23 protein-coding genes are annotated in these 22,391 nt (G+C 73.1%); 14 read left to right on the top strand and 9 right to left on the bottom strand.

Features of this window, described 5'->3' with window-relative positions; translation table 11 throughout:
- Window positions 1-5: 5 nt before the first annotated feature.
- From AB0K12_RS03360 to AB0K12_RS03340, 5 genes are read right to left on the bottom strand one after another with little or no spacing between them, the layout of a single operon-like run.
- Window positions 6-386, bottom strand: a complete 381-nt coding sequence (locus AB0K12_RS03360) for a Rid family detoxifying hydrolase (RefSeq protein WP_364365512.1) — start codon at window positions 384-386, stop codon at window positions 6-8.
- A gap of 9 nt (window positions 387-395) precedes the next feature.
- A complete protein-coding gene (locus AB0K12_RS03355) occupies window positions 396-1,472 on the bottom strand; it encodes an alanine racemase (protein ID WP_364555227.1) in 1,077 nt (358 codons plus the stop codon).
- A 56-nt stretch (window positions 1,473-1,528) separates the two neighbouring features.
- Window positions 1,529-3,055, bottom strand: a complete 1,527-nt coding sequence (locus tag AB0K12_RS03350; RefSeq protein ID WP_364555226.1) for an amidohydrolase family protein — start codon at window positions 3,053-3,055, stop codon at window positions 1,529-1,531.
- Window positions 3,056-3,063: 8 nt separating this feature from the next.
- Complete coding sequence (locus tag AB0K12_RS03345; protein WP_364555225.1) at window positions 3,064-6,525, bottom strand: DUF4153 domain-containing protein; 3,462 nt, start codon at window positions 6,523-6,525, stop codon at window positions 3,064-3,066.
- Window positions 6,522-7,205 (bottom strand): response regulator transcription factor, encoded by a 684-nt coding sequence (locus AB0K12_RS03340; RefSeq protein ID WP_364365500.1) that lies wholly within the window; start codon window positions 7,203-7,205, stop codon window positions 6,522-6,524. Before AB0K12_RS03340 ends, AB0K12_RS03345 begins: the two co-directional genes overlap by 4 nt.
- A 72-nt stretch (window positions 7,206-7,277) precedes the next feature.
- Here AB0K12_RS03340 and AB0K12_RS03335 point away from each other — a divergent pair, with 72 nt between their 5' ends.
- The 3 genes from AB0K12_RS03335 (at window position 7,278) to AB0K12_RS03325 (ending at window position 9,558) form a co-directional block, all read left to right on the top strand.
- Complete coding sequence (locus AB0K12_RS03335) at window positions 7,278-8,132, top strand: arylamine N-acetyltransferase (RefSeq protein ID WP_364555224.1); 855 nt, start codon at window positions 7,278-7,280, stop codon at window positions 8,130-8,132.
- Window positions 8,133-8,171: 39 nt separating this feature from the next.
- Window positions 8,172-9,239, top strand: a complete 1,068-nt coding sequence (locus AB0K12_RS03330; protein ID WP_364555223.1) for a protein kinase — start codon at window positions 8,172-8,174, stop codon at window positions 9,237-9,239.
- Window positions 9,240-9,366: 127 nt separating this feature from the next.
- On the top strand, window positions 9,367-9,558 hold the full coding sequence (locus tag AB0K12_RS03325; protein ID WP_355411560.1) for a hypothetical protein: 192 nt from the start codon (window positions 9,367-9,369) through the stop codon (window positions 9,556-9,558).
- A 48-nt stretch (window positions 9,559-9,606) separates the two neighbouring features.
- Here the strand turns inward: AB0K12_RS03325 and AB0K12_RS03320 are convergent, their stop codons facing one another.
- Window positions 9,607-9,918 carry a DUF3817 domain-containing protein gene (locus tag AB0K12_RS03320; protein WP_364555222.1) on the bottom strand — a complete coding sequence of 104 codons (312 nt, stop codon included), beginning with the start codon at window positions 9,916-9,918 and terminating at the stop codon, window positions 9,607-9,609.
- A gap of 2 nt (window positions 9,919-9,920) precedes the next feature.
- The gene (locus AB0K12_RS03315; RefSeq protein WP_364555221.1) at window positions 9,921-10,706 is read right to left on the bottom strand and encodes an SURF1 family protein; all 786 of its coding nucleotides are present in this window, start codon (window positions 10,704-10,706) and stop codon (window positions 9,921-9,923) included.
- Window positions 10,707-10,810: 104 nt separating this feature from the next.
- On the opposite strand from AB0K12_RS03315, the gene AB0K12_RS03310 reads away from it, so the two are divergent.
- Together AB0K12_RS03310 and AB0K12_RS03305 are read left to right on the top strand one after the other, a co-directional pair.
- The gene (locus tag AB0K12_RS03310; RefSeq protein WP_364555220.1) at window positions 10,811-10,984 is read left to right on the top strand and encodes a hypothetical protein; all 174 of its coding nucleotides are present in this window, start codon (window positions 10,811-10,813) and stop codon (window positions 10,982-10,984) included.
- A 141-nt stretch (window positions 10,985-11,125) separates the two neighbouring features.
- Window positions 11,126-12,580 carry an NAD(P)/FAD-dependent oxidoreductase gene (locus AB0K12_RS03305; RefSeq protein ID WP_364555219.1) on the top strand — a complete coding sequence of 485 codons (1,455 nt, stop codon included), beginning with the start codon at window positions 11,126-11,128 and terminating at the stop codon, window positions 12,578-12,580.
- A gap of 1 nt (window position 12,581) precedes the next feature.
- Here the strand turns inward: AB0K12_RS03305 and ggt are convergent, their stop codons facing one another.
- Window positions 12,582-14,321 carry a gamma-glutamyltransferase gene (gene ggt, locus AB0K12_RS03300; RefSeq protein WP_364555218.1) on the bottom strand — a complete coding sequence of 580 codons (1,740 nt, stop codon included), beginning with the start codon at window positions 14,319-14,321 and terminating at the stop codon, window positions 12,582-12,584.
- A 94-nt stretch (window positions 14,322-14,415) separates the two neighbouring features.
- Between ggt and AB0K12_RS03295 the strand changes: the two genes are divergently transcribed.
- Window positions 14,416-15,522, top strand: a complete 1,107-nt coding sequence (locus AB0K12_RS03295) for a sensor histidine kinase (RefSeq protein WP_345396843.1) — start codon at window positions 14,416-14,418, stop codon at window positions 15,520-15,522.
- Complete coding sequence (locus tag AB0K12_RS03290) at window positions 15,519-16,166, top strand: response regulator transcription factor (protein ID WP_364555217.1); 648 nt, start codon at window positions 15,519-15,521, stop codon at window positions 16,164-16,166. The genes AB0K12_RS03295 and AB0K12_RS03290 overlap by 4 nt, the downstream gene beginning before the upstream one ends.
- Here the strand turns inward: AB0K12_RS03290 and AB0K12_RS03285 are convergent.
- Window positions 16,147-17,589 carry an FAD-dependent monooxygenase gene (locus AB0K12_RS03285; RefSeq protein WP_364555216.1) on the bottom strand — a complete coding sequence of 481 codons (1,443 nt, stop codon included), beginning with the start codon at window positions 17,587-17,589 and terminating at the stop codon, window positions 16,147-16,149. The two genes, AB0K12_RS03290 and AB0K12_RS03285, sit on opposite strands and share 20 nt — an antisense overlap.
- Before the next feature lie 99 nt (window positions 17,590-17,688).
- Between AB0K12_RS03285 and AB0K12_RS03280 the strand changes: the two genes are divergently transcribed.
- The 7 genes from AB0K12_RS03280 to AB0K12_RS03250 all read left to right on the top strand — a co-directional run bounded on the left by AB0K12_RS03280 (window position 17,689) and on the right by AB0K12_RS03250 (window position 22,390).
- Entirely contained in the window at window positions 17,689-17,844 is a 156-nt protein-coding gene (locus AB0K12_RS03280; protein ID WP_091081925.1) for a helix-turn-helix domain-containing protein, read from the top strand.
- A gap of 10 nt (window positions 17,845-17,854) precedes the next feature.
- Window positions 17,855-18,310, top strand: a complete 456-nt coding sequence (locus tag AB0K12_RS03275; protein WP_364555215.1) for a Clp protease N-terminal domain-containing protein — start codon at window positions 17,855-17,857, stop codon at window positions 18,308-18,310.
- 103 nt (window positions 18,311-18,413) lie between these two features.
- Window positions 18,414-19,169 (top strand): class I SAM-dependent methyltransferase, encoded by a 756-nt coding sequence (locus AB0K12_RS03270; protein ID WP_364555214.1) that lies wholly within the window; start codon window positions 18,414-18,416, stop codon window positions 19,167-19,169.
- 144 nt (window positions 19,170-19,313) lie between these two features.
- The gene (locus tag AB0K12_RS03265; protein WP_364555213.1) at window positions 19,314-19,601 is read left to right on the top strand and encodes an SHOCT domain-containing protein; all 288 of its coding nucleotides are present in this window, start codon (window positions 19,314-19,316) and stop codon (window positions 19,599-19,601) included.
- 90 nt (window positions 19,602-19,691) lie between these two features.
- Window positions 19,692-19,892, top strand: a complete 201-nt coding sequence (locus AB0K12_RS03260; RefSeq protein ID WP_345396828.1) for a hypothetical protein — start codon at window positions 19,692-19,694, stop codon at window positions 19,890-19,892.
- Window positions 19,835-20,959, top strand: a complete 1,125-nt coding sequence (locus AB0K12_RS03255; protein ID WP_364555743.1) for a sulfite exporter TauE/SafE family protein — start codon at window positions 19,835-19,837, stop codon at window positions 20,957-20,959. The genes AB0K12_RS03260 and AB0K12_RS03255 overlap by 58 nt, the downstream gene beginning before the upstream one ends.
- A gap of 72 nt (window positions 20,960-21,031) precedes the next feature.
- Window positions 21,032-22,390, top strand: coding sequence for a sel1 repeat family protein (locus AB0K12_RS03250; protein ID WP_364555212.1), 1,359 nt, complete (start codon window positions 21,032-21,034; stop codon window positions 22,388-22,390).
- The last annotated feature ends 1 nt before the right edge of the window (window position 22,391 follow it).

Here is a 22,391-nt window from a genome sequence, read left to right as displayed (position 1 = left end):
GCACCTCAGGCGCTCTTGTGCGCGACGAAGTCGATCTCGACCAGGATGTCCATCAGCTCGGAGCCCACGGTGGTGCGCACCGGGTAGGGCTGGTTGAAGTAGGACTTGTAGACCTCGTTGTAGGCGGCGAAGTCGCGCTTGACGTGCTGGAGGTGCACGGTCGCCTTGATGACGTCGTCGTAGCCGAGCCCGTGGGCGGCGAGGATGGCGCCGAGGTTGCGCATCACCTGGTGGGTCTGGGTGGCGACGTCGTCGCCGACGAGTTCGCCGGTGTGAGGGTCGAGCGGGCCCATGCCGGAGGTGAAGACGAAGTCGCCGACCACGAGCCCCTGGGAGTAGGCGCCGACCGGAGCGGCGCCCTCTGTGGTCCTGAGCTCCTTTTTCACGAGATCTCCCTAGAAGTTGGTGCGTATCGTGCCAACGACACGGTAATCCCGGTCGACCAGCGGCAGCACGCGCCACTTGTCGAAGGCGGTGCAGGGGTGGGAGATGCCGAAGGCCAGCAGGTCGCCCGGCTTGAGCCCGGCGGCGCGGACCACGGTGTGCTGGTCCTGCATCTTCATGAGGGTGACGCCGCCGCGGCGCGGGATCGGCAGGCCCTCGTCGTAGGGGGCGTCGCGCTTGCCCATGCCGACGATCGCCAGGCCGGGCTCGGGGGTGGACAGCACGTGCGCCCACACCTCCAGCGCCGGGCGCAGCTCGCCGTCGATGCGGTTGAACGGAGTGCGCTCGCGGTAGAAGCCGTCGTCGTGGGTGACGTACGCGCCGCTGCGCAGCAGGATCCGCGCCTGGGTGGCGACCAGCTCGCGGCCGATCACGTCGAACCACTGGCTGCCGCCGACGGTCAGGATGGGACGCTTGAGCCGGACGTGCTCGACGGCGTCCTGCAGCGCCGCCAGATATTTCCGGACGTCTTCCGCGCTCTTCAGCCCGCCCTCGTAGCCCGCCACCCCGGCCAGCTCCACGCCTGGCGTGCGCTGCGCGTACGCGGCCACCTCAAGCAGCCGCTCCAGCGACCGGCAGCCGGCCCGCCCGCCCTCGTGGCCCAGCTCGGCCAGCACCCGGAAAGGCCGTTTCCCCGCGTGCCCGGCGAGCAGGTCGAGCCCCGCCTCGGAGTCGGCGAAGCTCAGCAGCTCGAACTCGGGGTCGCGGTCCAGCTCGGCCGCCGCCCAGGCGAGCCCCGCGGGATCGACCACCTGGTTGGCCACCATGACGCGGCCCACGCCGAAGCCCCTGACGGTCGCGGCCTGCCGCAGCGTCGCCACCGTGAGCCCCCACGCGCCTGCGGCCAGCTGCATCGCGGCGATCTCCGCCGACATGTGCGTCTTGGCGTGTGGCGCCAGCTCCATGCCGTGATCGCGGGCGAAGGCCGCCATCGTGGCGACGTTGTGCTCCAGCGCGTCGCGGTGCACCACCATCGCGGGAAACTCGAGGCCGCCGTCGAAGACCGACTGACCGAGGATCGCCGGCACCACACCCCCTTCGTCCGGGTCCGACCCTATCCCAACCAGGCTCTCCGGCCGCGCGCTCACGGGCGCAGCGCCCGGCCGGGGGTGGCCCCGGTCAGCTCGCCGCGCGCCAGCACGGGCACGCCGGAGACCAGCACGTCGTCCACGCCCTCGGCGAGCGTGCGCGGCGCCGGGTAGGTGGCGAGGTCGGTCACCGTGGCCGGGTCGAACACCACGACGTCCGCCGCGCAGCCCTGCCGCAGCAAACCCCGGTCGAGCAGGCCGAAGCGGCGCGCCGGATGGGCCGACAGGTGCGTCACCGCCTGCTCCCACGTCCAGTCGCCCAGCTCCCTGACGTGCCTGGCCAGGAACCTGGCGAACGCGCCGTGGCCGCGCGGATGCGGGTGGCCGCCCACGTAGATGCCGTCGGAGCCGCCGGTCTGCGAGGGGTGGCGGAGCATGCGGCGTACGGACTGCTCGCCCTGCGGGCCCTCGTCGGGGCGGGCCGTGACCACGCCCGCCTCCAGCCGCGTCTCCGTCAGCAGCCGCCGGCAGAACTCCGCCGGCGAGACCTCCGCCCGCTCGGCCGCCGCGACCATCGTCAGGCCCTCGGCCCACTCCAGCCCCGGCGCGTGCGAGACGGTCAGGCGCGGCCAGACGGCGTCCAGCGTCGGCCACCAGTCGTCCAGCACGCCCGAGCCGATCATCTCCATCGCCGCCTCGGGCTCCGCGCCCGGCACCGACGGCGGCAGCACGACCATCGCCAGGATCGTGTTGCCGCGCAGGTAGGGGTAGGTGTCGAAGGTGAGGTCGACGCCCTTGCCGAGCGCCTGCTCGACCAGCGGCAGCAGCACGTCCGCGGGTCCGTGCAGGTGGGAGACGTGCACCGCGGCCCCCGACAGCTCGGCGATCTCCATCACCTCCGTCATGCCCGTCTCGGCGCGCTCGCCGTAGGCGCGCATGTGGGTGACGTACGGGAGCCCGCCCAGCGGCGCGCACAGCGCGGCCAGCTCCGCTGCGTCGGCGTAGCGGCCCGGCAGGTATTCGAGGCCGCTGGACAGCCCCACCGCGCCCTCCGACAGGCCCTGCTCGACGCGGCGCACCATCGCGTCGAGGTCGGCGGGCGCGGCCTTGTCGGGCGACGGTCCCATGACGTCGTAGCGGATCGTGCCGTGCGGCAGCAGGTAGGCGGTGTTCAGCGCCACCGCCCCGTCATAGCCGTCGAGCAGCTCGCGCACGCTCAGCGGCCCGTCGGTCAGCGCCCCGTTGACCGCGGCGAAGTAACGCGAGGCGTAGGCCACCGTGGCCGCCGAGCCTGGCGCGAACGACAGCCCGTCCTGGCCCAGCACGAACGTCGTCACCCCCTGCCGCAACGCCGCCCGCTGCACCGCCGGATCGAACACCGCCGCGTCGCCGTGGGCGTGGCAGTCGACGAACCCCGGCGCCACGAAGCGCCCGGTCGCGTCGATCACCGCGCCCGCCCCTGCCGGGTCGATCCTGCCGACCGCCGCGACGCGATCACCCGAGATCGCCACGTCCGCGCGGAACGGCGGGGCGCCCGTGCCGTCGAGCACCCGGCCGCCGCTGATCACTACGTCGAAGGTCACTCCAGGATTCAATCAGAGCCGCCGGCCCGCACCGCTCCGCAGTCCGGGTGGTACCGCACAGGGCGCTCGGCCAGCAGGGCCCGCGCCTGGGAGCGGGCCAGGTTCCAGCCGTTCCACGGTTCGGGGTAGTACAGGCCGTTGGCCTGGACGACGTCGTGCAGCACGCAGCTGCGCTGCGGCTCGGGCAGCCGGTCCAGCGCCGGCACCGCCTCCGCGCCCAGGTCGCCCAGGTAGTCGGAGTCGAGGTTGGTGACGCCGCGGATCTCGACCTGCGTACGCGCCACCTGAAGGTCGGGGTTCGCGAGCGAGAACAGGCCCAGGCTCAGGCCCGTGACCAGCACGATCGTCCGGGGCAGCCAGCCCGACCTGCGGCCCGCCAGCCGCGCCGCGCCCGCCACCAGCACCAGCGCGAACAGCGCGCCCAGCCAGTACACCGTCGCCTGCACCGACAGCCGCAGCCGGGACAGGCCGTACGCGTCGGTGTAGAGGTTCATCCGGTGCAGCGCCGAGGCCAGCACCACCATGGTCAGCCCGCACAGCACGCCGAGCAGCGCCGCCAGCATCCAGCGCTCGCGCCGGTCCACCTTCAGCAGGCCCGCCGCCACGGCCACGATGCCCAGCACGAACACGCTGACCACCACGAGCTGGAAGAAGCCCTGCCTGGCGTACTCGGCGTAGGTCAGCCCCGCCGTCCGCAGCACCAGCGTGTCGCCGCCGAACAGGACCCTGATCTGCACCGCCACGAACGCCGCGAACAGCAGGTTCACCGCCGTCAGCGGCACCAGCCAGATGCTCGTGCTGACCCGGAACTTGGTCCCCGGCCCCACCGGGTCCGCCACCGGCCGCAGCGCCACCAGCACGACCGCGGCCAGCAGCACGCCGAACAGCGCGAACAGGAAGATCCGCAGCGGGATCGTCTCGGCCCAGGCCGGGGTGGCGGTCAGGCGGTCCACGTACGAGGCGAACACCGCGTCGGCCGACGCGAACAGCAGCCCGAACACCAGCAGCAGCACCGCCGTGATGCCCAGCGCGGCCAGCATCGGCAGCACCCTGCGCCGCGCCGTCAGCCGTTTCATCGGCACCGCCAGGAACCACGGCACCGGGCCCAGCGCCAGCAGCACCGAGAAGCCGCCCCTGATCACGCCCAGCCAGCCCGCTCCCGCGCCCGACACGGCCAGCGCGCCCAGCCCCGCGCCCGCGATCAGCAGGAGCGCGACCAGCCAGTCCGCGTCGCGCACCGCCGCCATGGAGATCAGCCAGTACGCCGTCACGCCGAACGCCACCGTCCACGGCGTCATCCGCCGCAGCATCGCCGGCAGCGCCGCCCCGCCCAGCACGACCGACACCAGCACCAGCCCCAGCCCCACCTGCGCCTCGGGCAACGCCACCGCCGCGAACACCCCGGCCCCGGCCGCCGCCGGCACCATCCAGCCGGGCGGCTCGGGCAGCTCGGGCCGCGGGAACAGCGGCGGCGGCACGTACGGCGGCACATGAGGCGGCCCCCCACCCTGCCCCACCAGCACCTGCCCCGCCACAACCTGCCCCTGCGCCAACTCCCGCCCACCCGCCTGCCCCATGCCGCCAGACGCCCCCGCACCCTGCCGGCTCCCCACGCCGGGTTGTGCCGCGTCCTGACCTCCCGCGCCGGACTGGATCGCGTCCTTCTGGCCCTCCGCGCCGGGTTGGGTCGCGTCCTGCGCACCCCCCGCATCGGACTGACGCGTCGCACCGGCCGTCGCGGCCGACCGGCTCGAGGAGGCCGGGGGCTGTGCGGTGCTCTGGTGGTAGGCGACCTGACGCCGGTGATACTCCGCCACCGCCGCACGCCGCCCCGACCCCGCACCCAGGGCCGCACCGACAGCGCCCGACAGCGCAGTACAGCCGATGAGCGTGACCAGCGCCGCCATGTCACCCATGGCCACACTGGCCAGCACGGCGGCGAACATCCCCACCATGAACCCGACCAGCACCCCGACGACCCCACCCGCGATCATCCGCGCCAGCCCACCGGCCCCGCCCCCGAACCCCGCCGCCAGGGCCCCCACCCCCGAGTACGGCCCACCGGCATCGGCCCCCGCCGCACCACCGACCCCCTTCACGGGCACCGCCCCCTCGGCATCAGCACGTGTGCCTTCCGCATGCGCCTCCCGCCCGCCCAAGCCCGCCTCAGCGCGAACAGCGGTGTCAGCGCGGTCTCCTGCCGCCGGCAGTCCCGCTCCGGCCGGGACCGCGTCCTGCGCGGACTCGCTCACGGCCCCGCCCGCATCGGGGGTCCTGGCACCGGTGCCGACGGCACGCACATCCACCTCGCCGTCCCCTGCGGCCAGGCCATCGGCATGCGCGGCCGGTGCGTCAGCCGGCTGCGGACCGCCCATCAGCGGGCCGTCTCCGCCCCCGGTGGCCGGGAGCGCCTGACCGGGCGCCGGTGCGACGCCCCGGGGGAGGTCAGGGGCGTCGGAAGGCAGGGGGGTGTGGACCATCGTGGTTCTCCCTGGTAAGTCGACGACCATGCGGCAGCCCGCGCAGTCGTCGATGCGGATGGTGCCCCCGTGCAGCTCGACGATCTCCTTGACGATGGCCAGCCCCAGCCCCGCGCCCCCGGAGTCGGCGGCGCGGCCGGTGTCGAGGCGGGAGAAGCGTTCGAAGACGCGTGCACGGGCGGAGGCGGGGATGCCGGGCCCCTGGTCCTCGACGGCGAGCCGGACGCCGGGCCCGACGGCGGCCCCGCGTACGGTGACCGTCCCGCCGGACGGGCTGTGCCGTACGGCGTTGTCGAGGAGATTGGCCAGCACCTGCGCCAGCAGGTCGGGGTCGGCCCGCAGGACGAGGTCGTCAGGGACGGACGGCCGGATGGAGACGTCCTCGCGGGCCAGCGCCGCCTCGCGCACGGCCTGCTCGACGAGGGGCGCGAGGGCGACGGCCTCGGCTTCGATGAGGCGCACGCCGGAGTCGAGCCGCGACAGGTCGAGGAGCTGGGCGACGAGGCGGCCGAGCCGCTCGGTCTGGGCGAGCGCGGTGCGCATGGTGACGGGGTCGGCGGCGGAGACGCCGTCCACGACGTTCTCGAGCACGGCCCGCAGCCCGGTGATGGGCGTGCGCAGCTCGTGGCTGACGTTGGCGACCAGCTCGCGCCGCTGCCGGTCGACCTCGCCGAGGTCGGCGGCCATCGCGTTGAACGCGCGGGCCAGCTCCCCGACCTCGTCCCGTGAGGTGGCGCTGACGCGCAGGCTGTAGCCGCCCTTGGCGATGGTCTGGGCGGCACGGGCCATCTGGCGCAGCGGCTTGGTCATCCCCATGGCGAGGACCTGCACCATGATGAGGGCGAGGACGACGGCGACGGCGATGCGCAGCTCGCGGGAGAGCCCGGAGTTGATGCCGACCTCGTTCACGACGAACGCGGTGCCGACGGCCAGCACGATCACGATGCCGAGCTTGACCTTGATGCGGCCGAGGAAGTCGAGGGGGTTCATCGGCCGACCAGGGCGTAGCCGACGCCGTGCACGGTGCGCACGACGTCGGAGCCGAGTTTGCGGCGCAGGGCGCGGACGTGGCTGTCCACGGTCCTGGTGGCGGCGGCCTCGGAGAAGCCCCAGACGTCCGACAGCAGCCGGTCGCGCTCGAAGACGTGCCCCGGCCGCTCGGCGAGGCGGCGCAGCAGGTCGAACTCGGTCCTGGTGAGCTGGGCCTCGGCGCCGCGCACGAAGACGCGGCGGGCGGCGGTGTCGATCTCGACCTCGCCGACCCTGATCACGGTGTCCTCGGCGGCGAGCTGGGCGGCGCGTTCGACGCGGCGCAGCAGGGCGTGGATGCGGGCGACGAGCTCGCGCATGCTGAACGGCTTGGCCAGGTAGTCGTCGGCGCCGACGCCGAGCCCGACGAGCACGTCGGTCTCCTCGCCGAGAGCGGTGAGCATCAGCACGGGCACGGGCCGCGCGGCCTGCATGCGGCGGCACACCTCCAGCCCGTCGAGCCCGGGCAACAGCCGGTCGAGGATGACCAGGTCGGGTTCCGCCCTGCCGTACTGGATGAGGGCGTCCTGCCCGTCGCCCGCCACCCTGACGTCGAACCCCTCGGCGGCCAGCCTGTTCCGTACGGCCAGCGCGATCGTCACGTCGTCCTCGACCACGAGGATGCGTCGCTGCTCTGCCACGTACGAAAGCCTAGAAGCGGGCTGTGCAGACGACACTGCCGAAGTCGTGCACAATCCGTGCAGAATTGCCGGATGGACACCACCGCTTACCTCGCCCGTCTCGGCCTGCCCTCGTCGCTCGGCGCTCCCCCCAGCGCCGAGGCGCTGCGGGCGTTGCACGCCGCGCACGTCGAGCGGGTGCCGTATGAGGCTTTGGAGATCTGGCTGGGCCGGCCCACGACGGTCGATCCCCTTGATTCGGCCGCGCGCATCCTCAGGGGGCGCGGCGGCTACTGCTACCACTTGAACGGCGCGTTCTCGGCGCTGCTCGCGGCGCTGGGCTACCGGGTGACGCGGCACGTCGGCGGGGTGCAGATGCGGAACTCCGAGCCGGGGATCACCGCCAACCATCTGGTGCTGACCGTGAGCGACCTGCCCTCTGTGGACAATCCGGGCGGCGCGTGGCTGGTGGACGTGGGGTTGGGTGACGCTCTGCACGAGCCGCTGCCGCTGATCGAGGGCTCGTACAAGCAGGGGCCTTTCACGTACGGGCTGCGGCGTTCGGAGGTGGCGCCCGGCGGGTGGCGGCTGGACCACGATCCGAGTGGCTCGTTCCAGGGCATGGATTTGGCGCCGGAACCGGCGGAGATGTCGGCGTTCGCTGCGATGCACGAGCATTTGACGACGTCACCGACGTCCGGGTTCGTGCGGGTCGCGGTGGTGCAGCGGCGCGACGCGTACGGAGTGGACTGCCTGCGCGGCCTCACCCTGACCCGCTACGGCAACACGTCGCTGTCGGTGACGCTCGACTCGGCGCGCGACTACTACGCGGCGCTGTCCGACATCTTCGGCCTGCCGCTCGACGACGTGAGCGCGCAGGAGAAGGACGCCCTGTGGAGCAGGGTGCACGCCGCGCAGGAGGCCTGGCTGTCGGCTGGCGCCTCATGATGGCCGAGCCCTGCTCCTGGCGCTATCGTGCACCTAGACATGGGTGAGACCAGGAAGCTGAACGGTCGCTACCGCCTGCTCAATCCGCTTGGCACGGGCTCCCTGCGCCTGGCCTTCGACGAGGCGGAGCACCGCGACGTCGCGGTCAGGCAGTTGCGGGTGCCGCCGGAGCTGCGCGAGGCCGCCCTGTTCGAGGCGCGCAGGGCGAGCGGGTTGCGGCACCCCTTCGTGGTGCGGGTGCTCGACGTGCTGATCGAGGACGGCGTGCCGTGGCTGGTCATGGAGTTCGTCTCCGGCACGTCGCTGGAGCAGGTCGTACGCTCCCGCCGCCCGCTCCCCGTCGCCCAGGCGGCCAGGGCGGGCGTGTGCCTGCTGTCGGCGCTGACCGCCGCCCACGCGGCCGGCATCGTGCACGGCCGGGTCGATCCCGGCAACGTGCTGCTCACCACGACGGGGCGGGCGGTGCTGAGCGGGTTCGGCCATCCCAGCCTCAGCATGCTGCCGTCGGCGGACCTGTGGTCGCTGGCGGCCACGCTGCACTTCGCGGTGGAGGGCCGCCCGCCCGGCCAGGTGCCGGCGGAGGGCGCCGACCCGTTCAGGTCGCTGCTGCGGGCCATGCTGCACCCGTCGGGGCCGCCGTCCATGGAGGTGGTGCGCGAGACGCTCGACCGGCTGGCGGTCGATCGCCCGCTGGACGTCGTGGTCGCCGCCTCGGGCCCGCTGCCGCCTGTCCAGGTCGCGGCGATCGGGCTCGACGTGCTCGACCGGCTGGCGGCGTGGGGCGAGTTCCACGGCGGGGTGCAGCCGGGCAACGTGCTGGTCGACGCGTTCGGCCGGGCCAGGCTGATGCCGTTGCTGCGGGCGGGAACGCTCCCGGCGTACTCGGCTCCCGAGGGCGCGGCGACCCAGGCGGCGGATCTGTGGTCGCTCGGCGCGACGCTGTTCATGGCCGTCGAGGGCGCGCCGCCCGCGCCCGGCGCGGCGCTGACCCGCGCGGGACCGCTGGCTCCCGTGCTGTTCCGGCTGCTCGCCGGCAACCCGTTGGAACGTCCCACACTGGACGAGCTGCGCCGCGACCTGCGCGAGATCACCGGCGCCCGCCCGTGATGACCGTTGTGCAACGATTGAGATACATCGCGAGACGGAACCAAGGCGCCTGGTTCACACGTTGGACAGGCGACGCAGAATGTGGAAAGAGGCGGAGCGCGCGCTCCGCGTTCGGAGGGTTTCGAGGATGTCGCCAATCCAGAAGTATCTGATCGGCGCGGGTGCCGCTGTCCTGCTCTCGTGGTGGCTCCTGCCGGGATGGGTCACCCTGCTGGTCCTCCTCGGCCTGGTCGCCGCCCCGGTGGTGGGCTACCTGATGCTCGACCCGTCGCAGCGCGAGCGCCTCAAGAGGGCACGCAGGCGCGGCATCGGCCGCTGAGTCACCTGCGCAGCCACCTGCGCAGTCACCGCCGGGCGGCGGAGGCCGTCACGCCTCCGCCGCGGCCGGCGCGTTCAGCACGCGCTGGGTCACCCTTCGCTCCACGTAGAAGGAAAGGAACGGCACCGTGCCGCCGAGCATGACGCCCAGCAGGTACGGCCACGACCAGCGGGCCTTCATGCCCAGGTTCATCGCGGCGACGAGGTAGATCATGTAGAGCCCGCCGTGAATGGGGGCGATGATCTTCGACATGGCCTCCTGGCCGAAGCCGTAGCGCAGGACCATGCCGACGCAGAGCACGAGCAGCATGACGCCGACGATGTAGGCGAGCACCCGGAAGGGTTTGAGAGCCGATTCCACCGTTAACCTTCCAGAACCATCTCAGGGGACGACGTGCCGCGGTCCCTGTCGCGCCGCACCGCGTCGCGCACGAAGTGGAACCACATGAAGACGGCGAATCCAGCGAAGATCCACCAGTTGGCGGCATAAGCCAGATTACGCCAGGTCAGCTCTCCTCCGACCACCGGCGGATCGACCTTGACCTGGGTGAGCGGGCCCGAGGGTGGCTGGGCCACGACGTAGCCGGTGCGGACCTGCTGGCCTGACCACAGGTTGACCAGCTCGCCCGTGGAGACCGTCTGCACCTGGCCCTGCGGCAGCCCCTCGGCCCGCCGCTGCACACTGTCGGTGCCCTGCTGGGGGCGCAGCCGCCCGGACACCGTGACCCGGCCCTCCGGCACGGACGCGATCGCGGGATCGCTGTCCTTGGCCACCCAGCCGCGTACGACGGGCATGAGCGTGCCGTCATCGAGCCTGAGCGGCGTCAGCACCCAGTAGCCGTGGCCGCGCGAGACGTTGCCGCCCGGCGCGTCGACGTCGGCTCGCCGGTCGGCGACCAGGAGCTGCCTGCCGGCCTCGTAGACGCCCTCGGCGGTGACCTTGCGGCCCACCGACTCGCCGCTCATCTGGGCGCCCACCTGGGCGAGCGTGGCGACCGCGACGGGTGCGGGGTCGATGGCGGACTGCGGCTTGCCGGAGTCCTGGAACACGCCGAGCTGCCAGCGCCCGAGCAGGATGAACGCGACGAGGACCCCGATGGTGAGCAGGTGCAACCCCAGGAGACGGGGCGACAGCAGGGTCCGCAGCATGCTTCAAAGCTATCTGCCGAGTGGGGCGGTCCCGTAATCAGGCTGGCCGATGGATCCCACCAAAAGCCGCAAACGACGCAGGGGATCACGCTAGGCTGCTGCCCATGTCTGACCAGCACATCGATCCGGCGGGCAACACCCAGGCCTTCCGCGCGTTCGCGAACGCGCGCGAGCAGGAGGCCGCAGCCAAGCCGAAGAAGTCGCCGCTCGTCCCCGTCATCGCGGTCGTCGCCGCCATCGTCGTCGTCGGCGTCGTCGCCTTCCTGCTGCTCCAGTAGTCAGCCGACCGCATCACCCGCCGCGGAGGCCGTGGCGGGGATTCGTCGTTCCCGGACGTTCGGCCCGTAGTCTGGACCCGGCCAGGACATCCTCTCTATGTTGGATGCACAGTCCAATAGGCGGACCCGCCGGGAGGGCCAATGAGTGGACCAGGCATCGTCATCGTCGGTTCCGGCTTCGCCGGGATCTGCATGGCCATCAAGCTCAAAGAGGCCGGCTACCACGACTTCGTCATCCTGGAGAAGGCCGGCGAACTGGGCGGCACCTGGCGCGACAACACGTACCCGGGCTGCGCGTGCGACGTCCCGTCGCACATGTACTCCTACTCCTTCGCCCTCAATCCGGGCTGGTCGCGGATGTTCTCGCCGCAGGAGGAGATCCGCCGCTACCTGCGCGCCTGCGCCGCCGCGTACGGCGTCACCCCGCACATCCGCCATGGCCGGCGCGTCACCTCCCTGGAGTACGACGACGCCACCCGCACCTGGACGGTCACCATGGAGGACGGCGAGACGCTGCGCCCGCACGCGGTCGTCTCCGCCATCGGCGCCCTCCATATCCCGAAATTTCCGGACATCCCCGGGCGCGCGTCCTTCACCGGCCCCGCCTTCCACTCCGCCCAATGGGACCACTCGATCGACCTGACCGGCAAGCGCGTCGCCGTCATCGGCACCGGCGCCTCAGCCGTCCAGTTCGTCCCCAAGCTCGCCGGCACCGCCCGCCACCTCACCGTCTTCCAGCGCACGGCCCCCTGGGTGCACCCCAAGCCCGACTTCGCCTTCCCACCCGCCGCCCGCCGCCTGCTGCGCCTGCCAGGAGCCGCCAGGGCCCTGCGGTACGCCATCTACTGGGCCCTGGAGACCAGGGCGCTCGGCTTCGCCGTGCACCCGCGCCTGATGAAGGCGCAGGAGCGGCTCGCGCTGCGCCACCTGCGCGAGCAGGTCCCCGACCCCGAGCTGCGCCGCGCCCTCACCCCCGACTACGTGATCGGCTGCAAGCGCATCCTGCTCGCCGGCGACTATTACCCGGCCCTGACCAGGCCGGACGTCTCCCTGGTCACCGACGCCATCACCGAGATCAGGCCGCGCTCGCTGGTGGACGCGGCCGGCGTCGAGCACCCGGCCGACGCGATCGTCTACGGCACCGGCTTCAAGGTGGTGGACGCGCTGACCGAGCAGCACATCACCGGCCGCGACGGGGTGAGCATCCAGGACGCGTGGAAGGACGGCGTGGAAGCGTATCTGGGTGTCGCCACCGCCGGGTTCCCGAACCTGTTCTTCCTGCTCGGCCCCAACACCGGGCTCGGACACAACTCGGTGGTCTTCATGATCGAGGCGCAGGTCCGCTACGTGCTGGAGTGCCTGCGCCTGCTCTCCCGCACCGGCGCCAGGGCCATCGAGGTGCGGCCTGAGGCGCAGCGCGCCTTCAACGAGCGGCTGCGCCGCCGGCTCGACCCCCTGGTCTGGAACGCCGGCGGCTGCCGCTCCTGGTACCTGGACGAGCACGGGGTGAACCGGACGATCTGGCCGGGTTTCAGCTTCGAGTACTGGGCGCGTACGAAGCGGATGAAACCCGGCGCTTTCCAGCTCATCCCGTGACTCAGCGGCGTGTGGAGACCACCATCGCGCTGCCGCCGCCGCGCCTGGTCGGCTCGGCCACCGCCTGGACGCGGCCCCTGCCGAGGAATTCGAGCGCCGTGGCGGCCCCGATCTCCGGGTTCGGCGCGAACGTGTGTCCCTGAGCCTCCAGCTCGGCCTGGTGCGCGGCCAGGAACGCGGGCTCGGCCTGGGTCTGCTCGGTGTTGCGCTGGGTGGCGCGCGGCGCGGCCAGCGCCTCGGGCAGGCTCATGCCGAAGTCGTAGCGGTTGAGCAGGATCTGCAGCACGGTCGTGATGATCGTGGAGCCGCCGGGCGAGCCGACCGCCAGCACCGGCCTGCCGTCGTCGAACACCAGCGTCGGCGCCATCGACGAGCGCGGCCGCTTGCCGGGGCCGGGCAGGTTGGGGTCGCCGGGTGCGGGGCCGAAGGTGAAGTCGGTCAGCTCGTTGTTGAGCAGCACGCCGCGGCCGGGCACCACGATGCCGTTGCCGCCGGTGGACTCGATGGTGAGGTTGTAGGCGAGCACGTTGCCCCAGCGGTCGGCCACCACCAGGTGGGTGGTCTCGGGGCCCTCCTTGGCTATCGGGGTCGCGGCGCCGGTCGGCTGCTCGCAGGCGCCGTAGCGGCCGTCGGGGTTGCCCGGCGCGGCCGGGTGGGCCATCGCGGTCTGGCCGATCAGGCAGGCGCGCTCCTTGGCGAAGCCGTCCGACAGCAGTTCCTTGAGCGGGACGCGGGGGATGTCGCCGACGTACGCGCCGCGGTCGGCGAAGGCCAGCCGCGACGCCTCCAGGTATTCGTGCAGGCCGACCTGCGGCAGCGCCTCCAGGATGTTGAGCGCCTCACCGACCGTCGAGCCGCCCGAGGACGGCGGCGCCATGCCGTACACGTCCAGGCCCTTGTACGAGACCTTCGTCGGCTCGCGCAGGGGCGCCCGGTAGGCGCGCAGGTCCGACAGCTCCATCAGGCCGGGCCTGACGTTACGGGTGCTGCCCGGCGTGACGGGCGGCTTCTTGACCGTGGCCACGATCTCCTGGCCCAGCCTGCCGCCGTACAGCCAGCCGGGGCCCCGCCTGCCCAGCTCCCGGTAGGTGGCGGCCAGCTCGGGGTTCCTGAACACCGAGCCGACCGGCGGCGGGGCGCCGTTCGGCAGGTAGAGGCGGGCGGTGGAGGTGAAGTCCTTGAAGCGGCCGGCGTTGGCCGCCGTCTGGTCGTGGAAGGTCTGGTCGACCACGAAGCCCTTGGACGCGACCTCGATGGCCGGCTGCAGCGCCTGCTTGAGCGAGAGCGTGCCGAACTTCTTGAGTGCGACGTCCCAGTTGGCCACCGTGCCGGGCACGCCCGCCGACAGGCCGCTCGTGACGGCCTCGTCGAACGGGATGCCCTCCAGCGACCTGCTGGTCATGGCGCGCGGCGCGGTCTCCCGGCCGTCGATGGTGAAGACCTTACGTTTGCCGGCGTCGTAATAGACCATGAAGCCGCCGCCGGCCAGGCCCGCCGAGTACGGCTCCGTGACGCCCAGCACGGCGCCCGCGGCGACCGCGGCGTCCACCGCGTTGCCGCCCTTCCTGAGCACGGAGATGGCGGCCTTGGTGGCGTCGAGGTCGACGGTCGCGACGGCGCCGCCGTACCCCTCGGCGACGGGCGCCTTCTGGGGCTGGTGGGGCTGCTGTTGAGCCGCCGCGGCGGGCGCGGACGCGAGGGAGAGGAGGACTGCTGCTGCGGAGAAGATCGCACGGCGCATGGTTCCCACGATGACCCAGCTACGCCCGTTGTGGTAGGGCCTGGTCACACATCAGGGTGATGCGCTGGTCAGAAGCTTGACTTAGCGTGGTCCCGTGCGTAGGAAGTCCGGCTTCGACCCCTATCTCGCCCTGATCGTGGCCGTGGCCCAGATGGTGATCGCCAGGGGCGCGTCCTGGGGGCAGGCCGGCTGGCGCGAGCCGCTCGACGGCCGCGCGTTCGCGCTGCTCGCGGTCGGTCCCGTGATGGTGTTGCTGCACCGCCGTTTCCCGCTGCTCACCACGATCGGCGCGCTGGCGGCGTGCGACGCGTTCCTCGTCGCCGGTTACGCCTACGGGCCGACCTTCATCAGCCCGTCCGTCCTGCTGTTCCTCCTCGTCGTACGGGGCCGGCGGACGATGGCCTGGAGCATGGCAGGGCTGACGCTGCTGTCCTTCATCGGCTACGCCTGGACGACCGGCACCAGGGACTTCTTCCACAGCGGCGCCATCATCACCGCGGTCATGCTGCTGATGGTCGTGGCCGAGCTGGTCAGGATCGTGAACGAGCGCCGGCTCGAACGCGAGCGCACCGCCGAGGAGGAGGCCAGGCGGCAGGCCAGCGAGGAGCGCCTGACCATGGCGCAGGAGCTGCACGACGTGCTCGCGCACAACATCTCGCTCATCCACGTCCAGGCCAGCACCGCGCTGCACCTCATCGACGCCAACCCCGAGCAGGCGAGGACCGCGCTGGCCACGATCAAGACGGCCTCCAAGGAGGTGCTCGGCGAGATGCGCTCGGTGCTGAACGTGCTGCGCGAGGGCGCGCCCCGCTCGCCCACCGCCGGGCTCGACCGGCTCGACGAGCTGGTGGAGCGCTCGGGACAGCGGGTGACGCTCGAACGTGACGGCGCCAGGCCGCTGCCTCCGCAGGTGGAGCGGGCGGCGTACCGGATCGTGCAGGAGTCGCTCACCAACGCGGGCCGGCACGCGCCCGGCGCCGACGTGCGGGTGCGGCTCGAATACGGTCAGGACGAGCTGGTCATCCGGGTCACCGACACCGGCGCCACCAGCCCCGCCCCGCTGTCCGACGAGGGCAGCGGCAACGGCATCCCCGGCATGCGCGAGCGGGCCTCCGCGCTCGGCGGCACCCTCGTCGCCGGTCCCAGCGGAGCCGGGTTCCAGGTCGAGGCCCGGCTGCCCCTACCCGAGGAGAGTTCATGATCAAGGTGCTGCTGGCGGACGACCAGGCGCTGGTCCGCGCGGGTTTCAAGGCGCTGCTCGACGCCCAGCCCGACATGACCGTGGTGGCCGAGGCGTCCGACGGCGCGGAGGCCGTCGGCCTGGCCGCCGAGCACCGCCCCGACGTGGTGCTCATGGACATCCGCATGCCCGGCACCGACGGCCTGACCGCCACCCGCCGCATGCCGCAGGGGCCGCGCATCATCATCCTGACCACGTTCGAGCTGGACGAGTACGTCTTCGAGGCGCTGCGCGGCGGCGCGAGCGGCTTCCTGGTCAAGGACACCGAGCCCGCCGAGCTGATCCAGGCCGTGCGGGTGGTGGCGGCCGGCGAGGCGCTGCTGTCGCCCAGCGTGACCCGCCGGCTCATCGCCGAGTACGCCTCCCGGGCCAAGGAGCCGGTCGTCGCCGACGGCCTCGACCAGCTCACCGAGCGCGAACGCGAGGTGCTCGCCCTCGTCGGCACCGGCATGACGAACGACGAGATCGCGGCCAAGCTGTTCATGTCGCCCGCGACGGCCAAGACGCACGTGAGCCGGGCCATGATGAAGCTGCACGCCCGCGACCGGGCCCAGCTCGTGGTGATCGCCTACGAGTCCGGCCTGGTCAAACCCGGCTGGCTCTGACGGCGCTGCCCCCGAACCAGCGCTCGGCCGCCTCCTCGGCCCCGTCGGCGCCCGCCCAGGCCACGTAGCCGTCGGGGCGGATGAGCAGCGTGTCGGCGGGCGGGTCGGCGCAGGTCGCCTTGATCACGCGGACCCAGTCGGCCTCCACTGTGGCGCCGCCGCCCAGGTCGAGCAGCACCGGCCGAGCCTCGTGCATCAGCTCGGCCACCCGCGTGCCGCCGTGCAGCGCCAGGTCCGGCACGAACCGCCCCACCAGGGGATGCGCGTCCGGCGGGCTCGGGTAGCGGACGCCGGCGTCGTGGAGCAGGGTCGCCAGGTGGCGGGCCGGCGCCTCGAAGGCGAAGACCTCGGTGAGCAGCGCCCGCAGCGCCTCGCCCGCCTCGCCCTCCGCCCTGTCGATGGCGGCCTGCGCCCTGGTCTGCAGCAGCGTGCGCTCCCCTACCGCCCTGCGCTCGCTCTCGTAGGTGTCCAGCACCTCGTCCGTCACCCGCCCGCGCAGCCGTCCCGCCAGCTTCCACGCGAGGTTCGCGGCGTCGGTCATGCCGGCGTTGAGCGCCGAGCCGCCCGCGGGGAACAGGTGGGCCGCGTCGCCCGCCAGGAACACCCGCCCCGCTCGGTAGCGCTCGGCCAGCCTGGCCTGCGCGGCCGTGCGGGACAGCCAGATCGGCTCGCCCAGCGGCAGGTCGCGGCCGAGCACCCGGCGTACGGCGGCCTGGAAGTCGGCGAGGCTCACGGGGTCGTACCCGGATGCGCGGCCCTCCCGCACCCCCGCGATGAGCACGCCCTCGCGCAGCGAGGTGAACAGCACGCGGCCGTGCGGGCGGCGGTTCCAGCCCTGCTGCAGCCCCGCGGCCTCCAGCGCGGCGAACACCTCGGGGCCCGCCGTGAAGTGGCCGATCAGCAGGCCCTCGTCGTCGGTGCCGCCGGGGAAGGCGATGCCGGCCTGGTCGCGTACGAGGCTGCCGGCGCCGTCGCAGCCGACCGCGTACCTCGCCCTGATCGGCCCCTGCGAGGTGTCGAGCGTCACCCCTTCCTCGTCCTGCGCGAGCGCGCGCACCTCGCAGCCACGCCTGATCTCGGCGCCCAGCTCGCGCGCCCGCTCGGCGAGCAGCCGTTCGAGCTGTGGCTGCTGGATGAGCAGCAGCCGCAGCGGGATGTCGTCGATGCCGGCGAAGCGCAGCGGCACCCCGCCGAACGGGAAGCCGGGCGCGCGCCAGGCGAACGGGCTGCCCGCGCTGAAGCGCTCCAGCAGCCCTCTGTGGTCGAGTAACTCGACGATCTGCCCGCCGAGGCCGTTGGCCTTGGGCAGCTCGCCGGGCTCGGCCCGCTTCTCCAGCACGATCGGGCGGGCGCCGGCCAGCCGCAGCTCGCACGCGAGCATCAGCCCCACGGGGCCCGCTCCTACGATCAGCACATCCTTCATGCCTGTCAGGCTAGGTTGACATATCTCCGCTTGTCAATCTAGCCTGACAGCGTGGACGTTACAGAGCTGTCCGAGCGGATCAGGGCCAATGACCCGGCCATGGGGCTGCGCGCGGTCGGGGCGCTGCACCGGCTGGCCGAGCAGGTCGAGGCGGTGTCCGTGGCCCTGGCCAGGGAGCAGGGCTGGACCTGGGAGCAGATCGGCGACGCGCTCGGCATGTCACGGCAGTCCGTGCACGCCAAATACGGCAAGTGAGGAGCTGACGATGTTCGGCAAGCAGAAAGGCGCGGTGACGGTCATCGTCAAGGCCGCGTTCGAGGAGGCGCGGCTGCGCGGCGACCGGCGGCTCGGCACCGAGCACCTGCTGCTCGGCCTGCTCCACCACGAGCAGTCCGCGCGGGCGCTCGGCGTCGACCTCGCCGCCGCCCGCGCCGCGCTCGACGAGCTCGACCGGGCGGCGCTGCGGATGCTCGGCCTGGAGGTCGGCGACCTGCCCGCGACGCCGCGCAAGCACCCGGCCGTCCCCGCCACGGCGCTCACGTCGAGCGCCCGCGCCGCGCTCAACCAGGCCATCAAGGCCACGACCGCGAAGGCCAGGAACGCGGAGATGCCCCGCCACCTGGCGCTCACCCTGCTCGACCAGCGCCACCCCGACCCGGTGGCGCACCTCATCGACCACCTGGCCCTGGACCGCCCCGCCCTCCGCGCCAAGCTCACCTGACAGCCCCTGCGCGGCCCGCGACCAGATCTCCTCCGGCGGCGGCCGCCCGCGCGGGTGGAGATATTCGGTTGAGCGAGGGCCGGGGCGTTGAGAAGGTCGAGGGATGGGGCGCAGCTTTGACGACTTGGTGCAGGAAGCCGGATCCGTCTCCGTCGCCGGGTGGGACTTCTCCTGGCTCGACGGCAGGGCCAGCGAAGAACGGCCGTCCTGGGGCTACTCGCAGCTGCTCGGCGAGCGCATGGCCAAGGTTCGGAGCGTGCTCGACGTCCAGACCGGCGGCGGCGAGGTGCTGGCCGGCGTGCCCACCCTGCCGCCGGTGACCGTGGCCACCGAGTCGTGGCCGCCCAACCTCAAGCTGGCCGCCTCCCGGCTGCGCCCGCGCGGCGCGTGGGTGGTGCACGACGACGACGAGCCGCGCCTGCCGTTCGCCGACGCCGTCTTCGACCTGGTCGTCAGCCGCCACCCCGTGCAGACGTGGTGGACGGAGATCGCCCGCGTGCTCCGGCCCGGCGGCGCGTACTTCTCCCAGCAGATCGGCCCGCGCACCGCCGGCGAGCTGACGGAGTTCTTCCTCGGCCCGCAGCACTCCCACACCCGCGACGTCGGCGCGGCCAGGGCGGCGGCCGAGGCGGCCGGGCTGGAGGTCGTCGACCTGCGTTCCGAGCGGCTCCGCATGGAGTTCCGCGACGTCGGTGCGGTGATCTACTTCCTGCGCAAGGTGATCTGGATCGTGCCCGGCTTCTCCGCCGAGCGCTACCACGACCGGCTGCGCGAGCTGCACGAGCTGATCGAGTCGCGGGGGCCGTTCGTGGCCCACTCGGCCCGCTTCCTCATCGACGCCCGCAAACCGATCGGTTGAGGCGCTCCCCCGGCCTACCCCCGGCGTCGTACGCGACCGCGGCCTGCGCACTCCCCCGGGCGCAGTCGCGACAGAGCCCGGCGTGCGATTCGCCGCGGCCTCCTGCGCAGGACCCTTGAATCACAGCGTTCGAAGGAGGAGAACATGCACACCATCGCCATGTCGGCGCCTCACTGGGGTCCCGCCGCGGGTTTCTGGCCGATCTTCCCCCTCGCCTGGGGGCTGCTGTGGGTGGCGGTCATCGCGCTCGCCGTCACGGGGTTCCGCAAGGGCTGGTGGGGGCCCAGGCGCGCGGCCGCAGCGACCCCGGGCGCGCCCACCGAGCCGACCGCCACCGCGGAGCGGATCCTCGCCGAGAGGTACGCCCGCGGGGAGATGACGGACGACGAGTACTTCGAGAAGATGTCCGTGCTCCGCGGCGGAGCTGCATAAGCGTCACCCGGAGGCAAAGAACTGTCACTGGTCGCGTTCATGGCGTCGCGTTACGTTTCGTATACGCCTTCATCGGAAGTGGGGACAAGAATGCGGTCCATCGCCAAGTTCTGCGGCCAGTGCAGCTGCGGCTGCCCCGAGCTGTTCGTCGATCACACGGCGCCTGAGGAACGCCAGGTGGTCATCGTCGACGACTTCGGGCAGCGCGTGGAGATGAGCCTCGACCAGTTCGAATCGATCGTGGAGGCCGCCAAGAGCGGGTCTCTGGACAGCCTGGCGCTCGTACCCTGAGCGCGCAGGTCCTGACCCTGCTGGCCGGCGGGGCGGCCGCCGGTCTGCTCGCGGGCACCGCGACCTGTACGGCGGCGCAGGGCGGGCTGCTCATCGGGCTCGCCGACGGGCGCCGCGGGCGTGATCCCGCGCTGGTCGGCTGGTTCCTCGCGGGGCGTCTTGCCTCGCACACGGCGGCGGGGGCGCTGCTCGGGCTGCTCGGCTCGGCCGTCAGCCTGCCGCCGCAGGCGCGGGCGGTACTGCTCGTCGCGGCCGGCCTCACGGTCATCGCCTTCGCCGTCCACCTGATCCGACGCGACCGGACACCCTGCGCGAACCCGCCGTCAGACGCGGCGCCCACAGCCGACGCGGAGCCGGCGGCGGACACGACGCTTGAAGCGGGCGCGGAACTCGAAGCGGGCGCGACGCTTGAGGCGGGCGCGGAACTCGAAGCGGGCGCGGAACTCGAAGCGGAGCCGACGGTCTGCGGCGAGTGCGGGCCTGCCACCGCCGAGCCCCGTCGCGCCTCCGGGCGGCGCGCGTCGCTGCTGGGGGCGGTCACCGTCCTCGTGCCCTGCGGGGTCACGCTCAGCATGGAGATGGTCGCGATCACCAGCGGCTCGCCGCTCGCGGGTGCGGCGGTCATGGCGGGGTTCGTGGCGGGCACCGCGCCGGCGTTCGCGCTCCTCGGGTACGTCCTGCGGCGCGTCTCCAGGACCCGCCTGGCCCGGCTGGCCGGGGTGGTGGCGATCGCCGCCGGCCTGTGGACGGCGGGGACCGGCGTCAACCTCGGCGGCTGGCTGGCCGCCCCCGCCCCGGCCCAGGCCACCTCGCAGGGCAGCAGGCCCACGTCGGTGACCGTGTGGGCGACCCGCGAGGGCTACCGCCCCGCCATGGTCGACGCCCGGGCGAACGCCCCCGTCGAGGTGGTCTTCAAGGTACTCGACCAGGGCTGCACCGGCACCGTCGTCATCGAGGGGCGCGACGTGGCGCTGCCCGCCACCGTACGCCTGCCGCCCCAGCCCCCGGGCACCCTGCGCTACGTCTGCGGGATGGGCATGTACGCGGGCTTCATCAACTTCTCGTGAAGCCTTAGGGCGATTACGGTTCGCGATCGGCTGATCACGTGCCAGTCTGTCGCCATGGCCTGGCGAGGAGAGGTGGCGGTACCAGCGCCGCGCGCAGGAGACGAGCCCGAGTTGCTGGCCGCCGCGCGGGCGGGCGACGCCCGCGCCGCGCACCGGCTGGGCAAGCTCTACGCCCAGCACGGCGAGCGGGCGGCGGCCAAGCACTGGTGGGAGCGGGCGGCCGCGGGCGGCAACGTCGACAGCGCGTACAACCTGGGCATCTGGCACGAGAAGCACGGCAGCCTGGAGGAGGCCGTCACCTGGTACGAGGCGGCGGCCAGCACCGGCGACGCCGAGGCAGCGACGCACCTCGCGACCCTGCTGCTTGAGCAGCGCGGCGACCCTGGGGCGGCGAGGGTGTGGTTCGAGAGCGCGGCGACGGCCGGGTCCCGGGCGGCGGCCCGGCGGCTGGCGCTGATGTGCGAGGAGACGGGCGAGCTGGGCGCGGCCCGCGAGTGGCATCGCAGGGCGGCGGCCGACGGCGACGTGGCCTCGGCCCACGACCTGGGGTTCCTGGCCTACTGCGCGGGCGACGACGCCGAGACCCTGCACTGGTGGGAGTACGCGGCCAGGGGCGGCCACGCCGAGTCGGCGTACTGCCTGGGTCTCTATCTCGACGCGAGCCGCGACCCCGAGGGCGCGGAGGCGTACTACCGGCTGGCCGCGCGCAGCGAGCACCCCGGCGCGGCGTCGCGCCTGGGCGGGGTGGCGCTGTCGCGGGGCGACCTGCGCACGGCGCGGGGCTGGTTCGAGCAGGCGGCGGCCGCCGGGCGGGCGTGCGACCAGCGGATGGCCGGGTTCGTCTGCGTGGAGCTGGGCGACACGGCGGCGGCCAGCCACTGGTTCGGCCGTGCGGCGGCGGGCGGCGACGCCGAGGCCGCCTACAACTACGGGCTGCTGCTGATCGCCGAGTTCGGCGACCTGGCGGGCGGGCGACACTGGTTCCGCCAGGCCGCGCAGGCGGGGCACCACGAGGCCGCCGTCGAGCTGGGCGGCCTGCTGTCGGTGGCGGGCGAGCACGGCGAGGCGCAGGCGTGGCTGTCGGACCCGCCGCCGCCCGCGTGGGCGCGACCGGCCGAGCCTGAGCTGACGGCCAGGGCCGAGCTGGCCGCCGCGGCGATCGGGCGGGGCGGCGGTGAGCCGCCGGCCGTGGCCGACCTGGCCGAGGTGCTGAGCACGTGGGACGTCGTCACCCGGCCGCTGCACGACCACTCCGACGTGGTGGCCTGGCTGGTGGCGCGCAGCGGCGTGCATCTCAGCGCGGTGGAGCACCTGGCGTCGGTGCGCGGCACGCTGCTGCGTCCCGGCAGCGCGCCGTGGCCGGGTCAGGGCGAGCTGCAGCACGTCCTGACCACGGCCCGCGACCTGCGCCGCCGCCTCGGGGTCCGCTGAC

Source organism: Nonomuraea sp. NPDC049419, assembly GCF_040676995.1.
Classification (GTDB): Bacteria; Actinomycetota; Actinomycetes; order Streptosporangiales; family Streptosporangiaceae; genus Nonomuraea; species Nonomuraea salmonea.
This window is presented reverse-complemented; position numbering and strand designations above follow the sequence as displayed.